The following is a 14,259-nucleotide window of genomic DNA, read 5'->3' on the forward strand; positions in this document are numbered from 1 at the left end:
TCTTTTTGAAAATGGTATAATATAGTGAGAACGATAGAGGAGAAGTGTAAATTGATCGCACAACTAGATACAAAAACAGTCTATAGTTTTATGGAGAGTGTCATTTCAATCGACAAGTATGTGAGAGTAGCAAAAGACTATGGCTACACTCATCTGGCTATGATGGATATTGACAATCTTTATGGGGCTTTCGACTTTCTAGAGGTTACAAAAAAATACGGCATTCATCCTTTGTTAGGGCTTGAAATGAATGTGCTTGTATATGATAAGGATGTGAATCTGCGCTTTTTAGCTTTATCTAGTGTGGGCTATCAGCAGTTGATGAAGCTTTCAACAGCCAAGATGCAGGGGGAGAAAAGTTGGTCAGTTCTATCTCAGTATCTAGAGGATATTGCGGTAATTGTGCCTTATTTTGAAGAACTTGAGTTGTTAAATCTAGGCTGTGATTACTATATAGGGGTTTACCCAGAAACACTAGCTAGCGAATTTCACCATCCTATTTTGCCATTGTATCGGGTCAATACATTTGAAAGTAAGGATAGAGAAGTTCTTCAAGTATTAACAGCGATTAAAGAAAATCTACCACTCAGAGAAGTTCCCTTGCGTTCGAGACAAGATGTTTTTATATCAGCAAGTTCTTTAGAAAAACTATTCCAAGAACGTTTTCCTCAAGCCTTGGAAAACTTAGAAAAGCTGATTTCAGGTATCTCTTATAACTTGGATACTAGTCTGAAACTGCCTCGTTTTAATCCAGCTAGACCAGCAGTAGAAGAGTTGAGAGAACGTGCTGAATTGGGGCTTTCTCAGAAGAGGTTAACTGGTAAAGAATATCAAGACCGTCTAGACCAAGAATTGGCTGTTATACATGATATGGGCTTTGATGATTATTTCTTGGTTGTTTGGGATTTATTGCGTTTTGGACGTTCGAATGGCTATTATATGGGAATGGGACGAGGTTCCGCAGTTGGTAGCTTGGTTTCCTATGCTCTAGACATTACAGGGATTGACCCAGTAGAGAAAAATCTGATTTTTGAACGTTTCCTCAATCGTGAACGCTATACTATGCCTGATATTGATATTGATATTCCTGATATTTATCGTCCAGATTTTATCAGGTATGTTGGCAATAAATATGGCAGTAAACATGCTGCTCAAATCGTTACTTTTTCTACCTTTGGGGCTAAGCAAGCTCTTCGAGATGTATTGAAACGCTTTGGTGTGCCCGAGTATGAATTATCTGCAATTACTAAGAAAATCAGTTTTCGGGACAATCTTAAGTCAGCCTATGAGGGCAATCTGCAGTTTCGTCAGCAAATTAATAGTAAGTTAGAATACCAAAAAGCCTTTGAGATTGCTTGCAAGATTGAGGGCTATCCAAGACAAACCTCTGTCCATGCGGCTGGTGTTGTAATCAGTGACCAAGATTTGACCAATTACATCCCTCTAAAGTATGGTGACGAAATTCCGCTGACTCAGTATGATGCTCATGGAGTTGAAGCAAGTGGACTTTTGAAGATGGATTTCCTGGGATTAAGAAATTTGACCTTTGTCCAGAAGATGCAAGAGTTGCTTGCTGAATCAGAAGGTATTCACCTTAAAATTGAAGAAATCGATTTAGAAGACAACGACACCCTAGCTTTATTTTCCTCTGGTAATACAAAAGGTATCTTTCAATTTGAACAACCTGGTGCTATTCGCCTGCTCAAGCGTGTGCAGCCAGTCTGTTTTGAAGATGTCGTAGCAACTACTTCCCTAAATCGACCAGGTGCTAGTGATTATATCAATAATTTTGTAGCTAGAAAGCATGAGCAAGAAGAAGTGACGGTTCTGGATCCAGTGCTGGAGGATATTTTGGCTCCAACCTACGGCATTATGCTCTATCAGGAGCAGGTTATGCAGGTTGCTCAGCGATTTGCTGGATTTAGTCTTGGGAAGGCCGATATTTTGCGTCGAGCTATGGGGAAAAAGGATGCCTTTGCTATGCATGAGATGAGGGCTTCCTTTATTCAAGGCTCCATAGAAGCTGGTCATACTGCGGAAAAAGCGGAGCAGGTCTTTGATGTTATGGAGAAGTTTGCAGGCTATGGTTTTAACAGGTCACACGCCTATGCCTACTCAGCCTTGGCCTTCCAGTTGGCTTATTTTAAAACACATTATCCAGCCATTTTTTATCAGGTCATGTTGAATTCTGCCAACAGTGATTACTTAACAGATGCCTTAGAAGCAGGTTTTGAAGTAGCCCCTCTGTCCATTAATACTATTCCCTATCACGATAAAATTGCCAACAAGTCTATCTATCTAGGATTAAAATCGATTAAGGGAGTCAGCAAAGATTTGGCGCTTTGGATCATTGAAAATAGACCCTATTCTAACATTGAAGATTTTGTAGCTAAATTACCTGAGAATTATCTGAAACTTCCTCTGCTAGAACCTTTGGTAAAAGTTGGTCTTTTCGATTCCTTTGAAAAGAATCGTAAAAAAGTATTCAATAATTTAGCTAATCTATTTGAATTTGTGAAAGTATTGGGAAGCTTATTTGGAGAGACCATCTATAGTTGGCAAGATTCGGATGACTGGTCGGAGCAAGAAAAATTCTACATGGAACAAGAGCTTCTAGGAGTAGGAGTGAGCAAACATCCTCTACAAGCTATTGCAAGTAAGGCTATTTATCCGATTACTCCTATTAGTAATTTATCAGAAAATAGCTATGCTATTATCTTGGTTGAAGTTCAGAAGATAAAAGTAATTCGTACCAAAAAGGGTGAAAATATGGCTTTCTTACAGGTAGATGACAGTAAGAAAAAATTGGATGTTACCCTCTTTTCAGATTTATATCGACAGGTTGGACAGGAAGTAAGAGAAGGAGCCTTCTACTATATCAAAGGGAAAGTCCAGTCACGTGACGGTCGTCTGCAAATGATTGCACAAGAAATAAGAGAAGCAGTTGCTGAACGCTTTTGGATACAGGTAAAAAATCATGACTCGGATCAAGAGATGTCACGTATTTTAGACCAGTATAAAGGCCCAATCCCAGTCATCATAAGGTATGAAGAGGAACAGAGAACAATTGTTTCTCCCCATCATTTTGTAGCTAAATCCACTGAATTAGAAGCGAAATTGAATGGAATAGTTATGAAAACGATTTATCGCTAAAATTACGGAAAATAGAAGAATTTTCAACGTAAATGTGGTATAATCAGTAAGAATGTTAAAAGAAAAAGGAGCATAACCAATATGAAACGTATTGCTGTTTTGACTAGTGGTGGAGACGCCCCTGGTATGAACGCTGCCATCCGCGCAGTTGTTCGTCAAGCAATTTCAGAAGGAATGGAAGTATTTGGTATCTATGATGGATATGCTGGTATGGTTGCTGGTGAAATTCATCCCCTAGATGCAGCTTCAGTAGGAGACATCATTTCTCGTGGTGGTACTTTCCTTCACTCAGCTCGTTATCCAGAGTTCGCTCAACTTGAAGGGCAACTTAAAGGGATTGAGCAATTGAAAAAACACGGAATCGAAGGTGTAGTTGTTATCGGTGGTGACGGATCTTACCACGGTGCTATGCGTTTGACTGAACATGGCTTCCCAGCTATCGGTCTTCCAGGTACAATCGATAACGATATCGTTGGTACTGACTTCACAATCGGTTTTGATACAGCGGTTACGACTGCTATGGACGCTATCGATAAGATTCGTGATACGTCATCAAGTCACCGTCGTACTTTTGTTATCGAAGTTATGGGACGTAACGCAGGTGATATCGCTCTTTGGGCAGGTATCGCAACTGGTGCTGATGAAATCATCATTCCTGAAGAAGGCTTCAAGATTGAAGATATCGTAGAAAGCATTAAATGTGGTTATGAGTGTGGTAAAAAACACAATATCATCGTCTTGGCTGAAGGTGTGATGTCAGCGGCTGAATTTGGTCAAAAACTAAAAGAAGCTGGAGACACAAGTGACCTTCGTGTGACAGAACTTGGACATATTCAACGTGGTGGTTCTCCAACTGCGCGTGACCGTGTTTTGGCATCACGTATGGGTGCACATGCTGTTAAACTTCTTAAAGAAGGTATCGGTGGTGTTGCGGTTGGTATCCGTAACGAGAAAATGGTTGAAAACCCAATTCTTGGAACTGCAGAAGAAGGAGCATTGTTTAGCCTTACTGCAGATGGTAAGATTGTGGTTAACAACCCACACAAGGCTGACCTTGAGCTATCTAGCTTGAATAAGAGCTTGTCATAATTTATAATTTAGTTAATAAGACCAAAAAGGTCATATATATAAAGGAGTCACAAAAATCATGAACAAACGTGTAAAAATCGTTGCAACTTTGGGACCTGCGGTAGAAATCCGTGGTGGTAAAAAATTCGGTGATGACGGATACTGGGGCGAAAAACTTGATGTTGAAGCTTCAGCTAAAAACATTGCTAAATTGATTGAAGCTGGTGCTAACACATTCCGTTTCAACTTCTCACACGGTGACCACCAAGAACAAGGTGAGCGTATGGCAACTGTTAAACTTGCAGAACAACTTGCAGGTAAAAAAGTTGGTTTCCTTCTTGATACAAAAGGACCAGAAATCCGTACAGAATTGTTCGAAGGTGAAGCTAAAGAGTATTCATACAAAACTGGTGAGAAAATCCGTGTTGCAACTAAACAAGGAATCAAATCAACTCGTGATGTGATTGCATTGAACGTTGCTGGTGCTCTTGATATCTATGATGATGTTGAAGTTGGTCGTCAAGTTTTGGTTGACGATGGTAAACTTGGTCTTCGTGTGGTTGCTAAAGATGATGCAACTCGTGAATTTGAAGTTGAAGTTGAAAACGATGGCGTAATTGCTAAACAAAAAGGTGTTAACATCCCTAACACTAAAATTCCTTTCCCAGCACTTGCTGAACGTGATAACGACGATATCCGTTTCGGCCTTGAACAAGGTATCAACTTCATCGCGATTTCATTCGTACGTACTGCAAAAGATGTGAACGAAGTTCGTGCAATCTGTGAAGAAACTGGAAATGGACATGTTCAATTGTTCGCTAAAATCGAAAACCAACAAGGTATCGACAACTTGGATGAAATCATCGAAGCTGCTGATGGTATCATGATCGCTCGTGGTGACATGGGTATCGAAGTTCCATTCGAAATGGTTCCAGTTTACCAAAAAATGATCATCACTAAAGTGAACGCTGCAGGTAAAGTTGTTATCACTGCAACAAACATGCTTGAAACAATGACTGAAAAACCACGTGCAACTCGTTCAGAAGTATCAGACGTATTCAACGCTGTTATCGACGGAACTGACGCAACAATGCTTTCAGGTGAGTCTGCAAATGGTAAATACCCACTTGAGTCAGTAACTACAATGGCTACAATCGACAAGAACGCTCAAACTCTTCTTAACGAATACGGTCGTTTGAACTCAGATTCATTTGAACGTAACTCTAAGACAGAAGTAATGGCTTCAGCTGTTAAAGATGCTACTAACTCAATGGATATCAAATTGGTTGTAACTCTTACTAAGACAGGTCACACTGCACGTTTGATTTCTAAATACCGTCCAAATGCTGACATCTTGGCATTGACATTCGACGAATTGACAGAACGTGGATTGATGTTGAACTGGGGTGTTATCCCAATGTTGACAGATGCTCCATCATCAACTGACGATATGTTCGAAATTGCTGAACGTAAAGCAGTTGAAGCAGGTCTTGTAAAATCTGGTGACGATATCGTTATCGTAGCTGGTGTACCACTTGGAGAAGCTGTTCGTACAAACACAATGCGTATCCGTACAGTACGTTAATCTAACATTAAAAAGCCTATCATATCAAGCTTTCTAGTCTGTATGATGGGCTCTTTTTTTGTCAATGGAGCACAAATGGGGCAAAATTTTTTACTTTCGATTTAATGCGACGGTATCAAGTGCGTCAAATACTGCTTGCTACAGACTTTTTGTAACGTGAGGATAGATCTAATTGGTAGTTTTCGTATTTATGCCCAAACTGTGACATGATAGCTTTTAAAGTTATGTTGTTTTTTACGTAAACTTCATAAAATGTTTAGTTAAGATAGAGATAAAAAATAACTCCCTGATGACTCAAGGAGTTATTACTATCTAAATTAGTTTTTAGAAGCAGCTTGGAATTCTGGGTTTTTCCATGCTTCGTCAATAATAGCTTGTAATTCTTTAGCAGATGCTTGCATTTTTTGAGTTTCTGCGTCGTTCAATGGAATATTTACTGGACGAACAATACCATGTGCACCAACAACAGCTGGTTGACCGATAAAGACGTTTTTAACTCCGTATTGACCTTCTTGGAATACTGAAAGTGGAAGTACTGCGTTTTCGTCGTCAAGGATTGCTTTAGTGATACGAGCAAGGGCTACTGCGATACCGTAGTATGTTGCACCTTTTTTGTTGATGATTGTGTAGGCTGCATCACGAACACCTTCGAACAATTCAATCAATTCAGCTTCTTGAACATTTTGAGTGTCTTTAAGGAATTCTTCAAGGTTTACACCAGCGATGTTAGCGTGTGACCAAACAGCGAACTCAGAGTCACCGTGTTCACCCATAATGTAGGCGTGCACTGAACGAGCATCAACATCAAGTTTTTCAGCAAGTGCTTGACGGAAACGAGCTGAGTCAAGTGAAGTACCTGAACCGATAACGCGTTCTTTAGGGAATCCAGAGAATTTCCAAGTTGAGTAAGTCAAGATGTCAACTGGGTTAGCAGCAACAAGGAAGATACCTTTGAAACCTGATTCAACAACTTGAGTTACGATTGATTTGTTGATAGCAAGGTTTTTACCTACAAGGTCAAGACGAGTTTCACCTGGTTTTTGAGGCGCACCTGCAGTGATCACAACAAGGTCAGCGTCTGCACAGTCAGAGTATTGAGCTGCATAGATTTTTTTAGGTGAAGTGAAGGCAAGGGCGTGACTAAGGTCAAGCGCGTCACCAACAGCTTTTTCATGCAATTGTGGAATTTCGATAATTCCAAGCTCTTGTGCAATTCCTTGGTTAACAAGTGCAAAAGCGTAAGAAGAACCTACAGCACCATCACCGACAAGGATAACTTTTTTGTGTTGTTTAGTTGAAGTCATTATTCTAAACATCTCCTTAATTTTATTCAGGGATTTCCCCAGTTATTTCAATTTTATCACTTTTGAAAAGCTTTGTCACGGATATGCATTTCAGTTCTTGATGTAAACGTTTTAGTGATTTTAGATACCTGAAATATAGCGGACATTATGGTATAATATAGTTAATTACTAATAGTGAAATGAGGCATTTATTAATGCAGGATAGAAATTTAGTGAATGTCAATCTGACAAAGGAGATGAAGACGAGCTTTATCGACTACGCCATGAGTGTTATCGTAGCGCGAGCCCTTCCTGATGTTCGAGATGGCTTGAAACCTGTTCACCGTCGGATTCTCTATGGAATGAATGAATTGGGTGTTACTCCAGACAAACCACATAAAAAATCTGCTCGTATTACTGGGGATGTCATGGGTAAATATCACCCACACGGGGATTCCTCTATCTATGAAGCCATGGTCCGTATGGCTCAATGGTGGAGTTACCGTTACATGCTTGTAGATGGTCATGGGAACTTTGGTTCCATGGATGGTGATGGTGCTGCCGCCCAGCGTTACACTGAGGCACGTATGAGCAAGATTGCTCTGGAAATGCTTCGTGATATTAACAAAAATACAGTTGATTTCGTTGATAACTATGATGCCAATGAACGTGAACCCTTGGTCTTGCCAGCACGCTTTCCAAATCTTTTAGTTAATGGAGCAACTGGTATTGCGGTTGGGATGGCAACCAATATTCCGCCTCACAACTTGGGAGAAACCATTGATGCGGTGAAGTTGGTTATGGACAATCCTGAAGTGACCACTAAGGACTTGATGGAAGTCTTACCTGGACCAGATTTTCCAACTGGTGCTCTTGTTATGGGGAAATCAGGTATTCATAAGGCTTATGAAACAGGTAAAGGTTCTATTGTCCTTCGTTCACGTACTGAAATTGAAGAAACTAAGACTGGCCGTGAGCGTATTGTTGTAACAGAATTTCCTTATATGGTCAATAAAACAAAGGTGCATGAGCATATTGTTCGTTTGGTTCAGGAAAAACGAATCGAAGGTATTACGGCGGTACGTGATGAGTCAAACCGCGAAGGGGTTCGATTTGTTATCGAAGTTAAGCGCGATGCCTCAGCCAATGTTATCCTCAACAATCTTTTCAAGATGACCCAGATGCAAACCAACTTTGGTTTCAATATGCTTGCTATCCAAAATGGTGTACCGAAGATTTTGTCCCTTCGTCAGATTTTGGATGCTTATATCGAGCACCAAAAAGAAGTGGTTGTTCGTCGGACTCGTTTTGATAAGGAAAAAGCAGAAGCGCGTGCTCATATCTTAGAAGGTCTCTTGATTGCGCTAGACCATATCGACGAAGTGATTCGTATCATCCGTGCTAGTGAAACGGATGCGGAAGCACAAGCTGAGTTGATGAGTAAGTTTAAGCTTTCTGAACGTCAAAGTCAGGCCATCCTTGATATGCGTCTTCGTCGTTTGACAGGTTTGGAACGCGATAAGATTCAGTCTGAGTATGATGACCTCTTGGCTCTGATTGCGGATTTAGCAGATATTCTAGCTAAGCCGGAACGTGTTTCTCAAATCATTAAAGATGAATTAGATGAAGTTAAACGTAAATTTGGTGACCAACGTCGTACGGAATTGATGGTCGGTGAAGTCTTAAGCCTCGAAGATGAGGATTTGATTGAAGAAACGGATGTCTTGATTACACTTTCTAACAAGGGATACATCAAACGTCTCGACCAAGCTGAGTTCACCGCTCAAAAACGTGGTGGTCGTGGTGTTCAAGGTACAGGTGTTAAGGATGATGATTTTGTCCGAGAGTTAGTGTCAACTAGCACTCATGATCACCTACTCTTCTTTACAAATAAAGGCCGTGTTTATCGCCTGAAAGGCTATGAAATTCCTGAGTATGGCCGTACAGCCAAGGGATTACCGATTGTCAATCTTTTGAAATTGGATGAAGGTGAAAGTATTCAGACCATCATCAATGTTGAATCTGAACGTAGCGATGATGCTTATCTTTTCTTCACAACTCGTCATGGTATTGTGAAGAGAACCAGCGTTAAGGAATTTGCTAATATTCGTCAAAATGGACTTAAAGCTCTGAATCTTAAAGATGAAGATGAGTTGATTAATGTCTTGCTGACAGAAGAGGACACGGATATTATCATTGGTACAAAGTTTGGTTATTCAGTTCGCTTTAATCAATCAGCTGTTCGTGGTATGAGTCGTGTCGCCACTGGTGTGAAAGGTGTTAACCTTCGTGACGGAGACACAGTTGTTGGTGCTAGTGTGATTACAGATCAGGACGAGGTTCTTATTATCACTGAAAAAGGATTTGGTAAGCGCACAGTTGCGACCGAATATCCAACTAAAGGTCGTGGTGGTAAAGGGATGCAAACTGCTAAAATTACTGAAAAGAATGGTTCCCTTGCTGGTCTTATGACTGTAAAAGGTGATGAAGATTTGATGATTATCACTGATACAGGTGTCATGATTCGAACCAACGTTGCCAATATTTCACAAACAGGTCGCTCAACTATGGGAGTTAAAGTGATGCGCCTGGACCAAGATGCTAAAATTGTAACCTTTACTACGGTTGCAGCGGCAGAAAAAGAAGAAGTTGGGACAGGAAACGAAACAGAAGGTGAAGCATAATGTCTCATAAAAAGAACAAAAAGAAAACAAACCGTAAAAATTTACTAATCAATATCTTGGCAGGGTTTTTAATCCTCTTGTCAGTGGCTTTGATTTTCAATTCAAAAATTCGTGATATGTTCATGGTTTGGAATACCAATAAATACCAAGTCAGCCAAGTATCAAAAGAAAAATTGGAAGAAAATCAAGATACAGAAGGGAATTTTGACTTTGATTCCGTAAAAGCCATCTCGTCAGAAGCTGTCTTATCCTCACAATGGGATTCGCAAAAATTGCCAGTTATCGGTGGAATTGCTGTCCCTGAGGTAGAAATTAACTTGCCTATTTTTAAGGGGCTTGATAATGTCAATCTCTTCTATGGAGCTGGTACAATGAAGCGTGACCAAGTGATGGGGAAAGGAAACTATTCACTTGCGAGCCACCACATCTTTACAGCAGAAAATGCCAGTCAAATGCTCTTTTCTCCACTGGCACGCGCTAAAAATGGGATGAAAATTTATCTAACTGATAAGGATAAAGTTTATACCTATGAAATTCGAGAAGTGAAGCATGTGACACCAGATCGCGTCGATGAGATTGATGATCGTAGTGGTGTTGATGAAATCACACTTGTAACATGTGTAGACTATGATGCGACAGAGCGTATTATCGTAAAAGGTGACTTGAAAGATACAAAAGATTATTCACAAACACCTGAAGAAATTCTAACAGCTTTCAATCAACCATATAAACAGCGCTATTAAAGATAAAATCAGTAAAATCTTAGATTTTACTGATTTTTTTATAGATTGAGTTTCAAAATAAACTGTTATGAAATACAGAAAACGCTTCCTTAATTTTAAAGCTTGTGATATAATTATCAGGTAAAAAATTTTTAGGAGTTTATTATGGTTTCTTCAGAATTTATCTCAAAGATTGAATTTGCTTGCAAGAAGAAGGAAAGTCTTTATAGTCAAAGCAAATTTAAGTATGCGATTCGTTCTATGTTCGCAGGTGCATTTTTAACCTTCAGTACAGCTGCTGGTGCAGTTGGGGCTGACTTGATTAATAAAATTGCACCAGGTAGTGGACGTTTCCTCTTCCCCTTTGTCTTTGCTTGGGGCTTGGCCTACATTGTTTTCTTGAATGCCGAGTTGGTAACATCAAACATGATGTTCTTGACTGCTGGTAGTTTCTTGAAAAAAATCTCTTGGAGAAAAACAGCTGAGATTTTACTTTACTGTACCTTGTTCAACCTTATCGGGGCTTTGATAGCAGGTTGGGGCTTTGCCCACTCAGCAGCCTATGCACATCTGACTCACGATAGTTTCATCTCAGGGGTTGTTGAGATGAAGTTAGGCCGTTCAAATGAATTAATCTTGCTTGAGGCGATTTTGGCAAATATTTTCGTAAATATTGCGATTCTTTCATTTGTTTTGGTCAAAGATGGTGGCGCCAAACTTTGGCTCGTTTTATCAGCGATTTACATGTTTGTATTCTTAACAAACGAGCACATTGCTGCGAACTTTGCTTCTTTCGCGATTGTAAAATTCAGTGTTGCTGCTGACTCAATTGCCAACTTCGGTATTGGAAATATGCTTCGCCACTGGGGTGTAACCTTCATCGGAAACTTTATCGGAGGAGGCCTCTTGATGGGTCTTCCATATGCCTTCCTCAATAAAAATGAAGATACTTATGTAGATTAAGAAAATGAGCACGATTGAGTCGTGCTTTTTTCATTTTTAAAATAAGGTAATAGTTATTTACTATATCAAAATATAGAAAACTGATATTTGTAAACTATACCTTAAGGTGCTACAATATCTTTAATCAAACTATTTGGAGGTCGCCTTATGACTCGTGATTTTAAATTTGAAACTTTGCAACTGCATGCTGGTCAAGTTGTGGATCCAGCTACCAAGTCTCGTGCAGTGCCGATTTATCAAACAACATCTTTTGTTTTTGATGACACGCAGGAAGGTGCAGATCTTTTTGCCTTGAGAAAACCAGGGAACATTTATACTCGTATCACCAACCCTACAACAGCTGCCTTTGAAGAAAGAATCGCTGCCCTTGAAGGTGGTGTTGGAGCTCTTGCAACAGCATCAGGTATGGCCGCAGTGACTTATACGATTTTGGCACTTGCCCACGCTGGTGACCATGTAGTAGCAGCCTCAACTATTTACGGTGGAACCTTCAATCTCTTGAAGGAAACCCTTCCTCGTTATGGTATCACAACAACCTTTGTCGATGTTGATAATTTGGAGGAAGTAGAAGCAGCGATCAAAGACAATACCAAGCTAGTTTTGATTGAAACCTTGGGGAATCCCTTGATTAACATACCTGACTTGGAAAAATTGGCTGAGATTGCTCATAAGTACCAAATTCCACTTGTTTCGGATAATACCTTTGCCACACCTTACTTGATTAATGTCTTTTCTCACGGTGTAGATATTGCCATTCACTCTGCGACTAAGTTTATCGGTGGCCATGGTACGACTATTGGTGGAGTGATCGTTGATAGTGGTCGTTTTGACTGGGCGGCTTCAGGGAAATTCCCTCAATTTGTTGACGAGGATCCAAGCTATCACAACTTGAGCTATACTCGTGATGTGGGTGCAGCAGCCTTTATTATCGCTGTCCGTGTCCAATTGCTTCGTGATACAGGTGCAGCCTTGTCACCATTTAATGCCTTCCTCTTGCTTCAAGGACTGGAAACACTTTCTCTTCGTGTCGAACGTCATGTGCAAAATGCAGAGAAAATTGTTGATTTCCTTGTCAACCATCCTAAGGTAGAAAAAGTTAACTATCCAAAATTGGCAGATAGTCCTTACCATGCTTTGGCTGAGAAATACTTGCCAAAAGGTGTGGGCTCAATCTTTACCTTCCATGTCAAAGGTGGGGAGGCAGAAGCTCGCAAGGTAATTGATCATTTAGAAATCTTTTCTGACCTTGCAAACGTAGCAGATGCTAAATCTCTTGTGGTCCATCCAGCTACAACCACTCACGGTCAATTGTCAGAAAAAGACCTAGAAGCAGCAGGAGTCACACCAAACCAAATCCGCTTGTCAATCGGACTTGAAAATGTAGATGATTTGATTGAAGACTTGCGATTGGCCTTGGAGAAAATTTAAAGTAAAAGAAGATAAACAGTGGGTTTCGACTCGCTGTTTTTGATTTTCTCTCAGGCATGATATAATGGATAAAGAAGTCTAGAAGGAGGAACGATATGAACGAAATCAAATGCCCCAACTGTGGGGAAGTCTTTACAGTAAATGAAAGTCAGTATGCCGAACTTCTGTCTCAAGTGAGAACAGCAGAGTTTGATAAGGAACTACACGATCGGATGAAGCAGGAACTTGCCTTGGCTGAGCAAAAGGTAATGAATGAACAACAGACCAAACTAGCTCAAAAAGACCAAGAAATTGCGCGATTACAGAGTCAAATCCAAAACTTTGATACAGAAAAAGAATTGGCCAAGAAAGAGGTTGAACAGACAAGCCATCAGGCCTTATTGGCTAAGGACAAGGAAGTGCAGGCCTTGGAAAACCAATTGGCCACCTTGCGTTTGGAGCATGAAAATCAACTGCAAAAGACCCTTTCTGACCTAGAAAAAGAACGGGATCAGGTCAAAAATCAGCTCCTACTGCAAGAAAAGGAAAACGAGCTTTCTCTAGCTTCTGTTAAACAAAACTATGAAGCTCAACTCAAGGCAGCCAGTGAACAAGTCGAATTTTACAAGAATTTCAAAGCCCAACAATCTACAAAAGCGATTGGGGAAAGTTTGGAACAGTATGCAGAGAGTGAGTTTAACAAGGTCCGTAGTTTTGCCTTTCCAAATGCTTACTTTGAGAAGGATAACAAGGTTTCAGCGCGTGGGTCTAAGGGGGACTTTATCTTCCGTGAATGTGATGAAAATGGTGTTGAAATCATTTCCATCATGTTTGAGATGAAAAATGAAGCGGACGGAACAGAGAAGAAGCACAAGAATGCAGATTTTTACAAGGAATTGGACAAGGACCGTCGGGAGAAGAACTGTGAATATGCGGTTTTGGTAACCATGCTTGAAGCCGATAATGATTACTTTAACACAGGGATTGTTGACGTCAGCCACGAGTATGAAAAGATGTATGTGGTTCGCCCTCAATTCTTTATCCAGTTGATTGGGCTCTTACGAAATGCGGCGCTAAATTCCCTAAAATACAAGCAGGAGTTGGCCTTGGTTCGGGAGCAAAATATAGACATTACGCATTTTGAAGAAGACTTGGATGCCTTTAAACTAGCTTTTGCCAAGAACTATAATTCAGCTTCTACCAACTTTGGTAAGGCAATCGATGAAATCGACAAGGCCATAAAACGGATGGAAGAGGTTAAAAAGTTCCTAACAACATCTGAAAACCAACTCCGCCTCGCAAACAATAAATTGGAAGATGTTTCGGTCAAAAAATTGACTCGAAAAAATCCAACCATGAAAGCGAAATTTGAAGCTCTGAAGGGGGAGTGAGAA

At 40.2% G+C, this 14,259-nt stretch carries 9 protein-coding genes; 8 read left to right on the forward strand and 1 reads right to left on the reverse strand.

Annotation, left to right across the window (positions count from 1 at the left end; all coding sequences use genetic code 11):
* Positions 1-51 precede the first annotated feature (51 nt).
* The 3 genes from N8M16_RS00460 (at position 52) to pyk (ending at position 5,806) form a co-directional block, all read left to right on the forward strand.
* Positions 52-3,153 (forward strand): DNA polymerase III subunit alpha, encoded by a 3,102-nt coding sequence (locus N8M16_RS00460; protein WP_261069437.1) that lies wholly within the window; start codon positions 52-54, stop codon positions 3,151-3,153.
* An 81-nt stretch (positions 3,154-3,234) separates the two neighbouring features.
* The gene (gene pfkA, locus N8M16_RS00465) at positions 3,235-4,242 is read left to right on the forward strand and encodes a 6-phosphofructokinase (RefSeq protein WP_000820863.1); all 1,008 of its coding nucleotides are present in this window, start codon (positions 3,235-3,237) and stop codon (positions 4,240-4,242) included.
* 58 nt (positions 4,243-4,300) lie between these two features.
* Complete coding sequence (gene pyk / locus N8M16_RS00470; RefSeq protein WP_261069438.1) at positions 4,301-5,806, forward strand: pyruvate kinase; 1,506 nt, start codon at positions 4,301-4,303, stop codon at positions 5,804-5,806.
* A 317-nt stretch (positions 5,807-6,123) separates the two neighbouring features.
* Here pyk and N8M16_RS00475 read toward each other — a convergent pair whose 3' ends face one another.
* Positions 6,124-7,110: an L-lactate dehydrogenase gene (locus N8M16_RS00475; RefSeq protein WP_261069439.1), complete on the reverse strand. Its 987-nt coding sequence runs from the start codon at positions 7,108-7,110 to the stop codon at positions 6,124-6,126.
* Positions 7,111-7,304: 194 nt separating this feature from the next.
* Here N8M16_RS00475 and gyrA point away from each other — a divergent pair, with 194 nt between their 5' ends.
* The 5 genes from gyrA (at position 7,305) to N8M16_RS00500 (ending at position 14,256) form a co-directional block, all read left to right on the forward strand.
* On the forward strand, positions 7,305-9,773 hold the full coding sequence (gyrA, locus tag N8M16_RS00480; protein WP_261014413.1) for a DNA gyrase subunit A: 2,469 nt from the start codon (positions 7,305-7,307) through the stop codon (positions 9,771-9,773).
* Complete coding sequence (locus tag N8M16_RS00485; RefSeq protein WP_060628427.1) at positions 9,773-10,516, forward strand: class A sortase; 744 nt, start codon at positions 9,773-9,775, stop codon at positions 10,514-10,516. Before gyrA ends, N8M16_RS00485 begins: the two co-directional genes overlap by 1 nt.
* Before the next feature lie 144 nt (positions 10,517-10,660).
* Entirely contained in the window at positions 10,661-11,458 is a 798-nt protein-coding gene (locus tag N8M16_RS00490; RefSeq protein WP_020902891.1) for a formate/nitrite transporter family protein, read from the forward strand.
* Between the two features lie 147 nt (positions 11,459-11,605).
* On the forward strand, positions 11,606-12,886 hold the full coding sequence (locus N8M16_RS00495; RefSeq protein ID WP_261069440.1) for an O-acetylhomoserine aminocarboxypropyltransferase/cysteine synthase family protein: 1,281 nt from the start codon (positions 11,606-11,608) through the stop codon (positions 12,884-12,886).
* A 95-nt stretch (positions 12,887-12,981) separates the two neighbouring features.
* Positions 12,982-14,256, forward strand: coding sequence for a DUF2130 domain-containing protein (locus tag N8M16_RS00500; protein WP_261069441.1), 1,275 nt, complete (start codon positions 12,982-12,984; stop codon positions 14,254-14,256).
* Positions 14,257-14,259: the final 3 nt, after the last annotated feature.

The sequence above is a fragment of the Streptococcus mitis genome (genome assembly GCF_946188375.1).
GTDB lineage: Bacteria > Bacillota > Bacilli > Lactobacillales > Streptococcaceae > Streptococcus > Streptococcus mitis_CX.